This is a genomic window from Sphingomonas sp. LHG3443-2, from assembly GCF_049896405.1.
In the GTDB taxonomy this organism is placed as follows: domain Bacteria; phylum Pseudomonadota; class Alphaproteobacteria; order Sphingomonadales; family Sphingomonadaceae; genus Sphingomicrobium.
This window is the reverse complement of the sequence record NZ_JAFCUG010000001.1, coordinates 1,652,773-1,667,068: the sequence shown is the minus strand read 5'-3', so window position 1 is coordinate 1,667,068 and position 14,296 is coordinate 1,652,773. Positions and strand designations below refer to the sequence as shown.

12 protein-coding genes and 1 pseudogene are annotated in these 14,296 nt (G+C 64.8%); 7 read left to right on the top strand and 6 right to left on the bottom strand.

What is annotated here, in order from left to right; translation table 11 throughout:
- Positions 1 to 10: 10 nt before the first annotated feature.
- From ACP69Z_RS08365 to tpiA, 5 genes are all read right to left on the bottom strand, one after another.
- Positions 11 to 364 (bottom strand): hypothetical protein, encoded by a 354-nt coding sequence (locus tag ACP69Z_RS08365; RefSeq protein WP_426267045.1) that lies wholly within the window; start codon positions 362 to 364, stop codon positions 11 to 13.
- A 40-nt stretch (positions 365 to 404) separates the two neighbouring features.
- Positions 405 to 1,154, bottom strand: coding sequence for a MauE/DoxX family redox-associated membrane protein (locus tag ACP69Z_RS08360; protein ID WP_426267044.1), 750 nt, complete (start codon positions 1,152 to 1,154; stop codon positions 405 to 407).
- Between the two features lie 25 nt (positions 1,155 to 1,179).
- The gene (locus ACP69Z_RS08355; RefSeq protein ID WP_426267043.1) at positions 1,180 to 2,811 is read right to left on the bottom strand and encodes a CTP synthase; all 1,632 of its coding nucleotides are present in this window, start codon (positions 2,809 to 2,811) and stop codon (positions 1,180 to 1,182) included.
- 136 nt (positions 2,812 to 2,947) lie between these two features.
- Positions 2,948 to 3,307: a preprotein translocase subunit SecG gene (gene secG / locus ACP69Z_RS08350; RefSeq protein ID WP_426267042.1), complete on the bottom strand. Its 360-nt coding sequence runs from the start codon at positions 3,305 to 3,307 to the stop codon at positions 2,948 to 2,950.
- Between the two features lie 75 nt (positions 3,308 to 3,382).
- On the bottom strand, positions 3,383 to 4,135 hold the full coding sequence (gene tpiA, locus ACP69Z_RS08345) for a triose-phosphate isomerase (RefSeq protein WP_426267041.1): 753 nt from the start codon (positions 4,133 to 4,135) through the stop codon (positions 3,383 to 3,385).
- A 117-nt stretch (positions 4,136 to 4,252) separates the two neighbouring features.
- On the opposite strand from tpiA, the gene ACP69Z_RS08340 reads away from it, so the two are divergent.
- From ACP69Z_RS08340 to lexA, 3 genes are read left to right on the top strand one after another with little or no spacing between them, the layout of a single operon-like run.
- On the top strand, positions 4,253 to 6,202 hold the full coding sequence (locus tag ACP69Z_RS08340) for a SurA N-terminal domain-containing protein (RefSeq protein ID WP_426267040.1): 1,950 nt from the start codon (positions 4,253 to 4,255) through the stop codon (positions 6,200 to 6,202).
- Between the two features lie 16 nt (positions 6,203 to 6,218).
- A complete protein-coding gene (locus ACP69Z_RS08335; protein WP_426267039.1) occupies positions 6,219 to 6,791 on the top strand; it encodes an anthranilate synthase component II in 573 nt (190 codons plus the stop codon).
- A 59-nt stretch (positions 6,792 to 6,850) separates the two neighbouring features.
- Positions 6,851 to 7,510 (top strand): transcriptional repressor LexA, encoded by a 660-nt coding sequence (lexA, locus tag ACP69Z_RS08330; RefSeq protein WP_426267038.1) that lies wholly within the window; start codon positions 6,851 to 6,853, stop codon positions 7,508 to 7,510.
- 32 nt (positions 7,511 to 7,542) lie between these two features.
- Here lexA and ACP69Z_RS08325 read toward each other — a convergent pair whose 3' ends face one another.
- Positions 7,543 to 8,343: a phytanoyl-CoA dioxygenase family protein gene (locus tag ACP69Z_RS08325; protein ID WP_426267037.1), complete on the bottom strand. Its 801-nt coding sequence runs from the start codon at positions 8,341 to 8,343 to the stop codon at positions 7,543 to 7,545.
- Between the two features lie 130 nt (positions 8,344 to 8,473).
- On the opposite strand from ACP69Z_RS08325, the gene ACP69Z_RS08320 reads away from it, so the two are divergent.
- From ACP69Z_RS08320 to ACP69Z_RS08305, 4 genes and pseudogenes are all read left to right on the top strand, one after another.
- The gene (locus tag ACP69Z_RS08320) at positions 8,474 to 9,010 is read left to right on the top strand and encodes a PRC-barrel domain-containing protein (protein ID WP_426267036.1); all 537 of its coding nucleotides are present in this window, start codon (positions 8,474 to 8,476) and stop codon (positions 9,008 to 9,010) included.
- 171 nt (positions 9,011 to 9,181) lie between these two features.
- Positions 9,182 to 12,094 (top strand): annotated as a pseudogene (gene uvrA, locus ACP69Z_RS08315) (excinuclease ABC subunit UvrA); the annotation flags it as partial.
- 125 nt (positions 12,095 to 12,219) lie between these two features.
- Positions 12,220 to 12,876, top strand: coding sequence for a hypothetical protein (locus tag ACP69Z_RS08310; RefSeq protein WP_426267035.1), 657 nt, complete (start codon positions 12,220 to 12,222; stop codon positions 12,874 to 12,876).
- Entirely contained in the window at positions 12,877 to 14,274 is a 1,398-nt protein-coding gene (locus ACP69Z_RS08305) for a hypothetical protein (RefSeq protein WP_426267034.1), read from the top strand. It begins immediately after the preceding gene.
- Positions 14,275 to 14,296: the final 22 nt, after the last annotated feature.

The window sequence follows — 14,296 nt, the reverse complement described above, 5'->3', positions numbered from 1 at the left end:
GTCGACACCCTCATCCGTAGCGTTGGCCCGCAACTCGGCAGGCCGGCTGGTGGAAGCGGATCAGGCCCGCGGCGGCGGGACTTCGACCTCGCGGCGAGGGCCGACCTGCAAGGTCAGCACCTTGGTCCGCGGGGGCGTGAAGCATCGGCATGGGCAAGGCCGCGTCCGCTTCGGGCAGTGCCGCCGGCATCGCCGTGCAGCAGCTCTTGCTCGGCTGCGGCGCTGACGGATCGGGCTTGGCCCCGTGATGCTCCATGCCGGCCATCTCGGTGCAATGATCGTCCATCGCCCGCGCTTCGGCCGGCATGCCAAGCGGCGCCAAGGCCAACGCCACGAAGGCGAACAAGGCGAGCAACAGCCGCATCACCGCCCACATGGGCGAGCCGGCGGCCGCCGACAAGCGATCACTTGGCCACCATCCACAGCGCCATCACCACCATCATCACATTCTCAGTCAGCGAGACGAAGCCCAGCGGCACGTTGGACGACCCGCCGACGCACGCGCACTTCAGCTCGCGCTTGTCGACGTATACCGCCTTGAACACCGACACCGCGCCGATCCCGCCGATGAACAGCGCAATCGGCACCGACAGCCACATCGCCGCGCCCGACAGCATCAGCACGCCGGCCAGTCCCTCCAGCCACGGATACAGGCTCGCATAAGGCACCCAGCGCCGCGCCAGCAGGTCGTAGTTGAGGAACATCGACGAGAATTTGCCGATGTCCTGCAACTTGAGCAGCGCCAGCACGCACATCGACAGCGCGATGAACCATTCGCCCGCCATCACCGTCAGGGCGCTTCCGAACACCGCATAGCTCAGCGCCAGCGCCATCGCCGCCGTCATGCCGAACAACGCCGCAACCGGCCGATAGCTGGTCTCCCCCGGCTCGGCGACGCGAAGCCCTAGGAACCGCCGCAGATCGTCGTGCCCGCCAATGCGCTGGCCGTCGAGGAACACCTGCGGCGTCGTCTTGACGCCCACCTCGGCCTTGAACGCGTCGGTTTCCTCACGCGTCGTCAGATGCCGGTCCTCAACCGTATAACCGCGGCTTTTCAACAGATGCAGCGCCTTCAAACCAAACGGGCAGACGTGCCCCGGCATCACCATGCGGACGAGGATGGCGCGGCGTGTTGTCGAGGCGGGCGCGTTCATCCGCCCGATATAGGGAGCGTCAGTCCTAGACCAATCGGCTCTGCTTCACCGCCGCCGCGATGAAGCTCGCGAACAGCGGATGCGGGTCGAACGGGCGGCTCTTGTATTCAGGATGAAACTGCACGCCCACGAACCACGGATGATCGGGCCGCTCGACGATCTCGGGCAGGCGACCATCGGGCGACATGCCGCTGAACACCAGGCCGCTCTTCTCGAGATCCGCCTTGTAATGCGAATTCACCTCGTAGCGATGACGATGCCGCTCGGTGATCTGGGTCGTGCCGTAGATGGCCGCGACATGGCTGTTGCCGCCCAGCGTCGCCTCATATGCGCCGAGCCGCATCGTCCCGCCAAGATCACCCCCGGCGCGGCGCTCCTGCAAGCCCTCTTCGCTCATCCACTCGGTGATCATGCCGACCACCGGCTCGGTCGTATCGCCGAACTCGGTCGAGGAAGCGCCCTCGACCCCGGCCGCCCGGGCGCCTTCAATGCAGGCCATCTGCATGCCGAGGCAGATGCCGAAGAACGGCACCTTGCGCTCCTTGGCGAAGCGCACCGACGCGATCTTGCCCTCGGTCCCGCGCTCGCCGAAGCCGCCCGGCACCAGGATCGCGTGCATCGGCTCCAGCTCGCTGATCGTGTCGCCATCGGGCTTCTCGAACAGCTCGGCGTCGACCCACTTGATATTGACCTTGACCCGGTTGGCGATGCCGCCGTGAACCAGCGCCTCGCGAAGCGACTTGTAAGCGTCGGGCAGGCCGACATACTTGCCGACCACGCCGATCGTCACCTCGCCCTCGGGATGATCGACCGCATCCATCACCTGCTCCCACCGGCTGAGATCCGGGCGCGGGTCGGTCGGCAGCCCGAACGCCTTCAGCACCTCGTCGTCGAGGCCTTCGCGGTGATATTGCAGCGGCACGTCGTAGATCGACCGCGCGTCCAGCGCCTGGATCACCGCGCTCTTGGGCACATTGCAGAATTGCGCGATCTTGGCCCGCTCGGCTTCCGGGATCGGCATTTCGCAGCGGCACAGCAGCACGTCGGGCTGCACGCCAAGTGACGCGATCTCGCGCACGCTATGCTGCGTCGGCTTGGTCTTGAGCTCGCCCGCGACCTTGATCCACGGCACCAAGGTGGTGTGGACGCTGACCGTATTGCCCCGGCCAAGGTCGTTCCTCAGCTGCCGCAGCGCTTCGATGTAGGGCAGGCTCTCGATATCGCCGACCGTGCCGCCGATCTCGCAGATCACGAAATCCAGCCCGTCGGTGTCGGCCAGCGCGAATTCCTTGATCGCGTTGGTGACGTGCGGGATCACCTGCACCGTCGCGCCAAGGTAATCGCCGCGCCGCTCGCGGGCGATGATGTCGCGGTAGATGCGGCCGGTCGTGACATTGTCCGACTGCCGCGCCGACACGCCGGTGAAGCGTTCGTAATGGCCGAGGTCGAGATCGCTCTCCGCCCCGTCGTCGGTCACATAGACTTCGCCATGCTGATAGGGGCTCATCGTCCCCGGATCGACGTTCAGATAGGGGTCGAACTTGCGGATGCGGCACTTGTAGCCGCGCGCCTGCAGACAGGCTGCAAGACTAGCCGAGAGGAGACCTTTGCCGAGGCTGGAGACCACGCCGCCGGTAACGAAAACAAACCGCGCCATGGGAGTCGGGCCTTAGGGATGAGAGGGGGGAGGAAGCAAGCGCAAAAACTTGTCCGTCGTCCCGGCGCAGGCCGGGACCTCAGGCGGAAAGCGCTTCATTGCACGAGGTCCCGGCCTTGCCGGGACGACGCGATTGTTACTGCGCCAGCGGCACCGCGCCATTGTCGGCCGGCGCCGGAGTCGGCGTCGTCGCCGGGGCGGTGGCCGGAGCCTGCTGAGCGGGCGCCTGAATCGGGGCGTTGGCGATGGAAGCATCAACCGACACACCGTCGCTCCGCGTGCCGGCCAGCGCCGCCAGCGCGATGCACAGCACGATGAATGCGCCGCCCAGCCACGCCGTCGCGCGGCTCAGGAAATCGGCCGCGCCGCGCGCCGTCATGAAGCCTGCCGACGAACCGCCGACGCCAAGCCCGCCGCCCTCGGAGCGCTGGAGCAGGATCACGGTGCACAGCGCGACCGCGACGATCGCCTCGACAATAAGCAGGAAGGTGAACATGACGGCTTTCAGGTAAGGAAGGTTCGCGCGGCCACTTAGCGGCGGGACCGCCAAAGTTCAATCGCGGGTCGGCCCTCAGACCGCGCCTGCCTCGACGATCGGCAGGAAGTCCGCAGCCTTCAGGCTCGCGCCCCCGACCAGCGCTCCGCCGACCTCCGGCACCGCAAAGATCTCGGCCGCATTACTGCTCTTGACGGACCCGCCGTAGAGGATGCGCACGTTTGACCCGTCCGGGCCGAGTTCGGCCAGCAGGGTTTGTCTAAGCGCCGCGTGCATCTCGGCAATGTCGGCGGTGGTTGGCACCTTGCCAGTGCCGATGGCCCAGATGGGCTCATAAGCGACGTCGAGGCCCGGCGCCCTGAGCGCGGCCGTGTTTCCGCGTGGAAGAGAGGCGGCGAGTTGAGCCGTCACGACATCGACCGCGCGACCGGCTTCCCGCTCCGCATCGCTTTCCCCGACACACAGAATGACCCGAAGTCCGGCTGCCAGCCCGCTTTCAGCTTTGGCGCGGACATCGGCATCTGCCTCGCGATGAGCGTCGCGCCGCTCGCTATGCCCCACGATGACAACCCTTGCGCCCGCATCGCGCAGCATGTCCGCCGAGCAATCTCCGGTGTGAGCGCCGTTTTCATTCGCGTGGATGTCTTGTCCACCGATGGCGAAACCGGGCACGGTCTCGACCGCGCGGTGGATCAGCGTCGCAGGCACGCACAGGGCGACCTCAACCTTTCCCGCAAGCTCGGCGGCGCGCTCAGCTACCGCGTGCACCTCGCCGAGGTCGGCGGCCGTGCCATGCATCTTCCAGTTACCCGCGATCAGCTTGGTCATGCCCAGTCCCGTTCAGTTCCGCTCAAGGGGCCGCCTAGCAAGGCCGTCTGCTTGAAGGAAGGCGGCGCCGCCCCTAAAGCGCCGTGCAACCGCTCGTTTCAGGATCCCAGCCGCCCCATGAAGACCTTCCGCCGCCTGTCGAAGTCCAAAGTCGGGACCGGCATCCTCGTGCTGTTCCTGCTGCTCATCCTGGCGAGCTTCGCGATTGCGGACATTTCCAACCTCAGTCAGGGCGGCGGCTCCCTGCCGCAGAATACGCTGGCCAAGGTCGGCAACGTCGAACTGACCGCGGCCGACCTCGACAATGCCATGCAGCGCCGGCTGACCCAAATCCGCCAGCAGAACCCCCAGGCGACTTATGCCGACCTGGCTGGCGACTTCGATGCGATCGTCAACGCGCTGATCCAGGAACGCACCTTGTGGGCCTACGCCCGCAAGCATGGCTTCACCGTGTCCAAGAAGCTGGTCGACGCCGAAATCGTGAAGATTCCCGGCGTGCGAGGGCTCGACGGACGCTTCAGCGAGCAGGCGTATCGTGCCTTCCTCGCGCAGCAGCGCCTGACCGACGCGCAGGTTCGCCGCGAGATCGAAACCAGCCTGCTCCAGCGCCTCGTCATCACGCCCGTCGCCGCCAGCGTCCGCGTCGCACCGGGCATCGCACGCCCGTACGCCAACGCCTCGCTCGAGCAGCGCAGCGGCAGCATCGCGCTGCTTCCGTACGCAGCGTTCACCGGCGGCGCGGCTCCGACCGCGGCCGAGCTGCAGACCTTCTACCGCCAGAATGTCGCGCGCTACACGGTGCCGGAACGCCGCATCTTCCGCCTTGCCCGCATCACCCCCGAACAGCTTGGGGCAGTGGCCGCGACCGACCAGGAAATCGCAGCCTACTACCAGCAGAACCAGGCGACTTACGGAGGCGTCGAAAAGCGAGTGATCAGCCGCGCCACCTTACCCGACCGTAATGCCATCGCCGCCATCGCCCAGCGCGCCAAGGCGGGCGGCACCTTCGCCGCCGCCGCCGCGCCCGCCGGCTTCTCCGCCGCCGACGTTAGCGTTGGTCCGGTGACCCGCGCCGAGCTCGTCTCCCGCGCCGGTGAAGCCGTCGCCGCGCAGGTCTTCTCCGCGCCCGCTGGCAGCGTGGTCGGCCCGGTCCAGTCCTCGACCGGCTTCGACGTGATCAAGGTCGAAAGCATCCAGACCGCCTCCGGCCGCACCCTCGCCGATGTCCGCGCCGAAATCGCCGCGCAGCTCACCGCCGAAAAGCGCAAGAACGCCCTCGCCGATCTCGTCGGCAAGGTCGAGGACAGCCTCGCCGACGGCCGCACCTTCGAGGAAGTCGCCACCGCCAACAAGCTGCCCGTGCTCGTCACCCCCGCGCTGACCCGCGCCGGGGCCGCGGTCGACCAGCCCGGTTTCAAGCTCCCGCCCGAATATGCCGCCGTGCCAGGCGCCAGCTTCGACATCGGCGCGGACGACGAGCCGGTTGTCGAGCCGCTCCCGAACGATGCCGGCTATGTGCTGGTCGACGTCGCCGAAGTAGTCCCCGCCGCCCCTGCCCCGCTGGTCCGCATCCAGGACCAGGTCCGCACCGACTTGGTCGCCAAGCGCGCACAGGACCGCGCCAATGCCGCGGCGACGACCATTCTCCAGCAGGTTGGCCAAGGCCGCTCGCTGGCCGAAGCGGTCGCAGCAGCCGGTGCCTCCGGCGTCAAGGCGCCCGAAGCGATCGAGCTTCGCCGCGGCGCGCTTGCCCAGTTCGCGCAGCAAGGTCAGGACGTCCCCCCGCCGCTCCGCATCCTGTTCACGCTGGCGCCCGGCAAGGCACAGCGCGCAGCGGGCCCCTCGGGCATCTACCTCGTCAAGCTCGACCGGGTGGTGCCGGGCAATGCCGCTTCCAACCCGCAGCTGATCGCCGGCGAGGTCACCAACCTCCAGCGCAGCGCGGGCGAAGAACTGGCGCTGCAATGGCTCGCCGCTGCGCAAAAGGAGCTGGGGGTCACCCGCAACGACGACGCGATCCGCGCCGCCCGGAGCCGGATCCTCGGCGGCGGCGCCCAGGCGGAGTAAGAGGCACCGGCGTAACGTGCACCTCCTCGTCGTCGACAACCACGACAGCTTCACCTTCACGCTGGTCGACTATGTCCGTCAGCTAGGCGCAGCGGTGAGCGTCGCGCAGGCTGACGCGCTTACCGTTGTCGAGGCGCTAGCCCACGACGGCCCGCTGCTGATCAGCCCCGGCCCCGGTCACCCCACCGATGCCGGCATCTCCGTCCCCCTCGCCGCCGCCTGCATCGAGCGTGCCAAGCCGCTGCTCGGTGTCTGCCTGGGCCATCAGGCGATCGCGCTCGCCAGCGGCGCCACCATCGCGCGTGCCGCCCCCATGCACGGCAAGACCGACCTCATCGCCCACGATGGCAGCGGCGTCTTCGCCGACCTGCCCTCACCGCTCACCATGACCCGCTATCACAGCCTGGTCGCCGCCGCCCTCCCCCCAGTGCTCCGCCCCACCGCGCACGGCAGCGACGGCACCGTCCAGGCCCTCTCCCACCGCACTGCCCCGGTCCACGGCGTCCAGTTCCACCCAGAAAGCATTGCCAGCGACCACGGCCTCGCTCTGCTGGCCAACTTCCTAAGGCTCGCACGCGACACCGCTTGACACCCCCGGTTCCGTTCCTTACTCGTTCTCCGTCTGTTCACTACAGGGCCTCGTGAACCATGCTCACCGTCAAGCAACGCGAACTGCTCACCTACATCGATCAGCAGCTCAAGGCCTCGGGCGTCAGCCCCAGCTTCGACGAAATGCGTGAGGCGCTCGACCTCAAGAGCAAGTCGGGCGTCCATCGCCTGATCTCCGCGCTCGAAGAACGCCAGTTCATCCGCCGACTCCCCAATCGCGCCCGCGCGCTGGAGGTGGTGCGCCTGCCCGACACGCCGGGCAACACCGCCGCCCCGGCCACGCCGCCGCAGCCGCGCATGGTCGTCGCAGCGAACGACACCATCGACCTGCCGCTCGCCGGCCGCATCGCCGCCGGGACCCCGATCGAAGCGCTGCAGGGCCAGGACAGCTTCCCCGTCCCCGCCGCCCTGCTTGGCCCCGGCGAACATTATGCGCTGGAAGTCAGCGGTGACTCGATGGTCGACGAAGGCATCTTCGACGGCGACTATGTCCTGATCCGCAAGTCGGACACCGCGCGCGAGGGGGAGATCATCGTCGCCCTGATCGACGACGCTGAAGCGACGCTCAAGACCTTCCGCCGTGAAGGGCAGATGGTCCGCCTCGACCCCGCCAACCGCGCGCACGAGCCGCAGCGCTACGACCCGCGCCGGGTCAAGATCCAGGGCAAGCTCGCCGGCCTGATCCGCCGCTACCACTAAACGGCGCCGTCCGGCTCAGGGCCAGGACCGCTCTAAAGCAAACCCTCGATCACATGATGCTGCTCGATCATCTCGAGCCTGTCGACCACCCGGCAGGACAGGTGATCGCGCACACGCGGCGGAAGCGCGTCGAAATAGCTGCGCGTCACCTGCAGGTCATGGTGCGCGGCGTTGGTCGCATCGGGGGCATCGACGCCCACCACCAGCACCGGTCGCGGCTCGCTTGAGCGATTGGCGGTGCCGCGGTGGATGGTCAGCGCCGAGCGCGCGGACATGTCGCCGCGCTGAGGCTTCTTGCGCACCGCGCGCTCCTCGTAGCGTCGCCATAGCGAGCGATCCGGGAACATCCCGTCGATTGCTCCCTCGATCGCGTCCCACTGCGTGCCGGGCGCAATCTCGAACGGCCCATGCTCGTCCCGAGTGTCGATCGCCGTCAGGTTGAAGGCGAGGCTGTTCAGGCGCCTTCCTTCCAGCGTCGCGGCGGGCGCACGAAAGTCGCGGTGCCAGGGCTGATCCTCGGCGCCCGGAAACGGAATGTCGAAGCCGATCTCGACGATGCGGTAGTCACGGGTCAGCACCGCCTCGCACACCGCCACGAACCAGGGGTGCGTTACGATGTCGACGAACCCGGAGATATCCTCGGGCGCCACCTCGACATAGAAGCGCTGGGGCCCGCGCGGCAGCGCCCCGCCCGGCTTGTCCTTGACCCGCTCCCATACCCGCCAGATATCGATCGCCATCCGGTCCGCCCACTCGGTCGTGAAGGCTCCCTGGCAGGCGATGATCCCGTCGCCATACAGGCCGCCCATGATCCCTGCTTCGTCCAACGCCATCACCGCTGTCCTCCCGATTCGTCGGTCCGCAGCTTGCCCGCGCCAGCCCGCGTGGTCACGCGCCGGCAAGCGGAACGCCGGGCCGCCTGCCGCTTTATTCTTCGGCACTGTGCAGCAGGAGGCACCAGCCATGGCTTACAACCGCTACCCAGACGACCGCCGGGATTCAGGCTTCGACGACAGCCGCGACCGCGACCGCTTCCGCGAGCGCGGCCGCGGCTTTTTCCAGGGTGGCCGCGACGACCGCGGACCGTCCCGCTACGAAGACGATCACGATCGCGCTCGCACCGCGCCCCGCAACGCCCGCGACGACGAGCACCGCGCCCGCCGCGGCATTCCGTACGACGAGACCAGGGACCTCATCGCCTCCAGCAAGGTCGAAGGCACCCCCGTCTACGGCCGCGACGACCAGCGGCTCGGCACCGTCAAGGCGCTGATGATCGACAAGATCGAGGGACAAGTACGCTACGCCGTCCTCAGCCACGCCACCGGCTTCCTCGGCCTCGACGAAGAAGTGGTGCCGGTGCGCTGGGAAGAGCTTCGCTACGACGAACGCCGCGGCGGCTACCGCGTCGACTTCACCGCCGACGACGTGGCCTACACCATTGAGAACCGGCGCCGCAGCCGCACCGAAGGTCGCAACCTCGACCGCGAAACTCGCCGCTGACCCTGGCTGCCTCTCCTGCCCCGGCGTCGGCTGAAACGCTGGCGGCGGGCCGGGAAGCGCGGCATCGGAAATGGCGTAACGCCTTGAGTTTCAGGGCTGTCCAACCCATCTCGCCCGTTCGCGAGCGTGACTCCGCTTGCCTCCAGAACAGAAGCGGAACATACCACACCCATGCTGACTCACATCACCGTCAAGGGCGCGCGCGAGCATAATCTCAAGGGCGTGGACGTCTCGATCCCGCGCGACCAGTTGACGGTGATCACCGGCCTGTCGGGCTCGGGCAAATCCTCGCTCGCCTTCGACACCATCTACGCCGAGGGCCAGCGCCGCTACGTCGAGTCTCTGTCGGCCTACGCCCGCCAGTTCCTCGAGATGATGCAGAAGCCGGATGTCGAGCATATCGACGGCCTCTCGCCCGCCATCTCGATCGAACAGAAGACCACCAGCCGCAATCCGCGCTCGACGGTCGCCACCGTGACCGAGATTTACGATTACATGCGCCTCTTGTGGGCGCGCGTCGGCATCCCCTATTCGCCCGCCACCGGCGAGCCGATCCAGGCCCAGCAGGTCAGCCAGATGGTCGACCGCGTCATGGCCTTGCCCGAAGGCAGCCGCCATTATCTCCTCGCTCCCGTCGTCCGCGGCCGCAAGGGCGAGTATCGGAAAGAGCTGCTCGAATGGCAGAAGGCCGGTTTCACCCGCGTCCGCATCGACGGCACCTTCTACGAGATCGACGAGGCGCCCGCCCTCGACAAGAAATACAAGCATGACATCGAGGTCGTGGTCGACCGCATCGTCGTGCGCGACGGCATCCAGACCCGCCTCGCTGACAGCTTCGAAACCGCGCTGAAGCTCGCCGACGGTCTTGCTTACCTCGACCCCGCCGACCCCGCGCCCGAGCCTGCGGGCACCGAACGCACCGGCGTCGCCGAAGCCTTGGAAAAGGCCGCCACCCGCGCCGTCCTCGCCACCAACGCGCCTCCGGGCCGCATCTGCTTTTCCGAAAAGTTCGCCTGCCCCGTCAGCGGCTTCACCATTCCCGAAATCGAGCCGCGCCTGTTCTCCTTCAACGCGCCGCAAGGCGCCTGCCCCGCCTGCGACGGCCTTGGCGAGCGCATGGAGTTCGACGAGGACCTCGTCGTCCCCAACCACGACCTCAGCCTCGCCAAGGGCGCCGTCGTGCCTTGGGCCAAGAGCAACCCGCCCTCGCCTTACTACATGCAGGTGCTGAGCAGCCTCGCGAAGCATTACGGCTTCGACCTCCAGACCCCGTGGAAGGACCTCGGCCCCGAACACAGCCACGCCATCCTCCACGGCACCGGCGGCAAGGCGATCACCCTGCGCTTCGTCGACGGTCGCAAGAGCTATGAGGTCAAGAAGGCATTCGAAGGCGTCATCGGCAATCTCAATCGCCGCCTCGCGCAGACCGAAAGCGCGTGGATGAAGGAAGAACTCTCCCGCTACCAGGCCGCTCACGCCTGCGAGACCTGCCACGGTGCCCGCCTCAAGCCCGAAGCTCGCGCGGTGAAGATCGCCGGCGAAGACATCTCGATCGCCGTCCGCCGCAGCGTCGCCGACGCCTACGCCTGGTTCGGCGCGCTGGAACCCAAGCTCACGCCCCAGCACCAGGAAATCGCCCGCGCGATCCTCAAGGAGATCAACGAGCGCCTCGGCTTCCTCCACAACGTCGGGCTCGACTACCTCCACCTCGATCGCACCAGCGGCACCCTGTCGGGCGGCGAAAGCCAGCGCATCCGCCTCGCCTCGCAGATCGGCTCAGGCCTGTCCGGCGTCCTCTACGTCCTCGACGAACCCTCGATCGGCCTTCACCAGAAGGACAACGACCGCCTGCTCGAAACCCTCCAGCGCCTGAAATCGCTCGGCAACACCGTGCTGGTGGTCGAGCATGACGAGGACGCCATTCGCGCCGCCGACCATGTCATCGACATGGGGCCCGGCGCCGGCGTCCACGGCGGCACCGTGCTCCACTCCGGCACCCTCGACACCCTGCTGCAGCAGGAAGGCAGCCTCACCGCCGACTACCTGTCCGGCCGCCGCTCCATCCCCTTGCCCGCCAAGCGCCGCAAGGGAAGCGGCAAGAAGCTCACCGTCCACAATGCGCGCGAGAACAACCTCACCGGCGTCACCGCGTCGATCCCGCTCGGCACCTTCACCTGCATCACCGGCGTCTCCGGCTCGGGCAAGTCGAGCTTCACCATCGACACCCTCTACGCCGCCGCCGCGCGCCACCTGAACGGCGCCCGCATCCTCGCCGGCAAGCATGACAAGGTCACCGGCCTCGACCAGCTCGACAAGGTCATCGACATCGACCAATCGCCGATCGGCCGCACCCCGCGCTCCAACCCCGCCACCTACACCGGCGCCTTCACGCAGATCCGCGACTGGTTCGCCGGCCTGCCCGAGTCACAAGAGCGCGGCTACAAGCCCGGGCGCTTCTCCTTCAACGTCAAAGGCGGCCGCTGCGAAGCCTGCACCGGCGACGGCCTGCTCAAGATCGAAATGCACTTCCTCCCCGACGTCTACGTCACCTGCGACGTCTGCCACGGCAAGCGCTACAACCGCGAAACGCTGGAAGTCCTCCACAAGGGCAAGAGCATCGCCGACGTGCTCGACATGACGGTCGAGGACGCGGTGGAATTCTTCAAGGCCGTCCCCGGCATCCGCGACAAGATGGCGATGCTGGCCGAAGTCGGCCTCGGCTACATCAAGGTCGGCCAGCAGGCGACGACCCTCTCGGGCGGCGAGGCGCAGCGGGTCAAGCTCGCCAAGGAACTCTCCCGCCGCGCCACCGGCAACACCCTCTACATCCTCGACGAGCCCACCACCGGCCTCCACTTCGAAGACGTCCGCAAGCTCCTCGAAGTCCTCCACGCCCTGGTCGAGCAGGGCAACACCGTGGTCGTGATCGAACACAACCTCGATGTCATCAAGACCGCCGACTGGATCATCGACCTCGGCCCCGAAGGCGGCGTCAAGGGCGGCGAGATCGTCGCCGTCGGCACGCCCGAGCAGGTGGTGAAGGAGGAGCGGTCGTTCACCGGCCACCACTTGAAGCCGCTGCTCGAGCGAGCGAATGGTTCGACGCAGGGGCTTGGGGGCGCGGCGGAGGCTGCGTCGCCGGGGTTGGGCGTGGCGCTGGCAGAGGGGCCTAAGCGGGGGCGGCGGAAGAAGGTAGTTGAGGGAGTGGAATGAGCATGCCGGAACTGACAATTGCAGATTTGAAGATAGAAGCTCGCGAATTTGCTGAGTTCGAGAACGAACATAACGAGCCCACCTTGTTCGGTGTAAGCGACGGCAAGGTAATCGGGACTTACCTTGAGCAAAAGTTCACTAATGGGCTTACAGCCCATTACACGTTTGCAGCAGGGAACTCTGCGTCCGGCATCGATCTCCCTGGGCTTGACGTCGATATTAAGACAACAAGCATACGGCAGCCTCAGTCGTCTTGCCCATTTCGTTTCGCAAGACAGAAGGTCTACGGTCTGGGGTACAACCTTTTAGTCTTCGTATACGAGAAGACCGACGATCATGCTGCACGAACGTCGAATCTGCACATGCATCATGTTATCTTTATCGATCGGGCCCAAACAGCAGATTATCAGACTACTCGCGGAATCCTAGAGATACTTGAGCGGAATGGAAATGAAGACGACTTGATTTCATTTTTCTTCGATAGAAATCTGCCGATCGATGATATTACCGCTCAGCAGCTGGCAGAAGAGATACTTCAGGTTCCTCCCGAGCAAGGCTTCATCACAATATCCAATGCCCTCCAGTGGCGATTACAGTATAGCAGAGCTATCTCGCAGGCTGGGTTCGTTCCAGGCGTAGTTCGCGTTCTATAGATGCCAAATAACGAATTTGGAGATTTCCAGACACCGGATGACCTTGCCAGCAGGGTGGTCAGGCTTGCTGCTAGGATGTCTCATCTTCCGGAAACCATAATTGAGCCAACTTGCGGAAGGGGGTCAATCGTCAGAGCTGCGCTTGAGGAGCAACCTCAAGCAAGAGTTATCGGCATTGAACTTCAGTCCCAGCACGTCCAAGAATTGCGAAATTCTGGAATATCTGATGAACGAATGCAGGTCTTCGAAGCCGACTACTTCCAGTTCGATTGGGAAGCTTTGATAGACGAAGTCGCTAAGCCTCTTTGGATTGTGGGAAACCCTCCCTGGGTGACAAACTCTTTTTTGATGGGGGCTGGAAGCACTAACCTACCCGCGAAGTCTCCTCAAGCCGATCTTCGAGGCATTGAAGCACAGACCGGGAAGAGCAACTTCGACATCTCTGAGTCAATGATCCGTGACTGGTTCCAATGGGCTGCGGGCTGCAACGGTACTCTAGCTGTCATCTGCAAACAGTCGGTAGCTCGCAAAGTCCTTCTCTGGTGGTGGAAACGCGACGCAGCTGCGCCAGCCGCTCGCATCCATCTTATTGACGCAAAAGAGCATTTCGGAGCGAATGTCTCCGCCTGCGTTCTGGTTTGCTCGTTTGCCATTCGGGGACATGAGAAGGTTTGCGATGTTTACCCCAATACGGATGCGGAGCTATCGGAATCCTCCTTTGGATATGTCGATGGGTTCGTAGTAGCAGATGTACCCGCATACAAAGAAGGAAGACCATTTCTCGGCACATCTCAGCCTCGGTGGCGGTCAGGCATCAAGCATGATGCGGCGTTCGCACTCGAATTAGAAAGGGTGGCGGGGCGTTTACGAACTAAGGCTGGTGATGAGGTAGATGTTGATACCACCAATCTATTTCCCTTAAGGAAAGGGTCAGACCTTAGGAAATCGAACTCGGATCGATTCCTAATTGTGCCCAACACAGACTTGTCAAAGTCGCATGATGAGCTTGTTCTTTCAATAGGCGCAAGAACACTTGTTCACCTTCAAAGGAATAGAGAAGTTTTCTCTAGACGGAAGAGCTCGATCTATAGAAAGGGTGGGGATTTTTCAATATTTGGTGTTGGTCCGTATACATTCCTGCCTTGGAAGGTTGCTATCGGCGCACTGTACAAGTCTCTTGATTTTGTCTTAATCGGACCGAGAGAAGATAAGCCGGTCGTTTTCGACGATACTGTTTACTTTCTTTCATTCGAGACCGAAAGCGAAGCAAAAGCTGCGCTCTCGAAACTTGAGAGTGAGAGTGTTCAAAGATTTTTGCGTTCCATGATTTTCTGGGACGACATGCGACCCGTAAAAACAGATATACTCAATAGAGTAGACCTATCAAAAGTAGTATAGAATAGTCTGGCACTTCAACTGT

Bases quoted from the DNA above. Each gene is read 5' to 3' on its own strand.
- ACP69Z_RS08305 (WP_426267034.1), top strand. From the start codon at position 12,877: ATGCCAAATAACGAATTTGGAGATTTCCAGACACCGGATGACCTTGCC.
- secG (WP_426267042.1), bottom strand. From the start codon at position 3,307: ATGTTCACCTTCCTGCTTATTGTCGAGGCGATCGTCGCGGTCGCGCTG.
- ACP69Z_RS08310 (WP_426267035.1), top strand. From the start codon at position 12,220: ATGAGCATGCCGGAACTGACAATTGCAGATTTGAAGATAGAAGCTCGC.
- ACP69Z_RS08320 (WP_426267036.1), top strand. From the start codon at position 8,474: ATGGCTTACAACCGCTACCCAGACGACCGCCGGGATTCAGGCTTCGAC.
- ACP69Z_RS08325 (WP_426267037.1), bottom strand. From the start codon at position 8,343: ATGGCGTTGGACGAAGCAGGGATCATGGGCGGCCTGTATGGCGACGGG.
- lexA (WP_426267038.1), top strand. From the start codon at position 6,851: ATGCTCACCGTCAAGCAACGCGAACTGCTCACCTACATCGATCAGCAG.
- ACP69Z_RS08360 (WP_426267044.1), bottom strand. From the start codon at position 1,154: ATGAACGCGCCCGCCTCGACAACACGCCGCGCCATCCTCGTCCGCATG.
- tpiA (WP_426267041.1), bottom strand. From the start codon at position 4,135: ATGACCAAGCTGATCGCGGGTAACTGGAAGATGCATGGCACGGCCGCC.
- ACP69Z_RS08355 (WP_426267043.1), bottom strand. From the start codon at position 2,811: ATGGCGCGGTTTGTTTTCGTTACCGGCGGCGTGGTCTCCAGCCTCGGC.
- ACP69Z_RS08340 (WP_426267040.1), top strand. From the start codon at position 4,253: ATGAAGACCTTCCGCCGCCTGTCGAAGTCCAAAGTCGGGACCGGCATC.
- ACP69Z_RS08365 (WP_426267045.1), bottom strand. From the start codon at position 364: ATGCGGCTGTTGCTCGCCTTGTTCGCCTTCGTGGCGTTGGCCTTGGCG.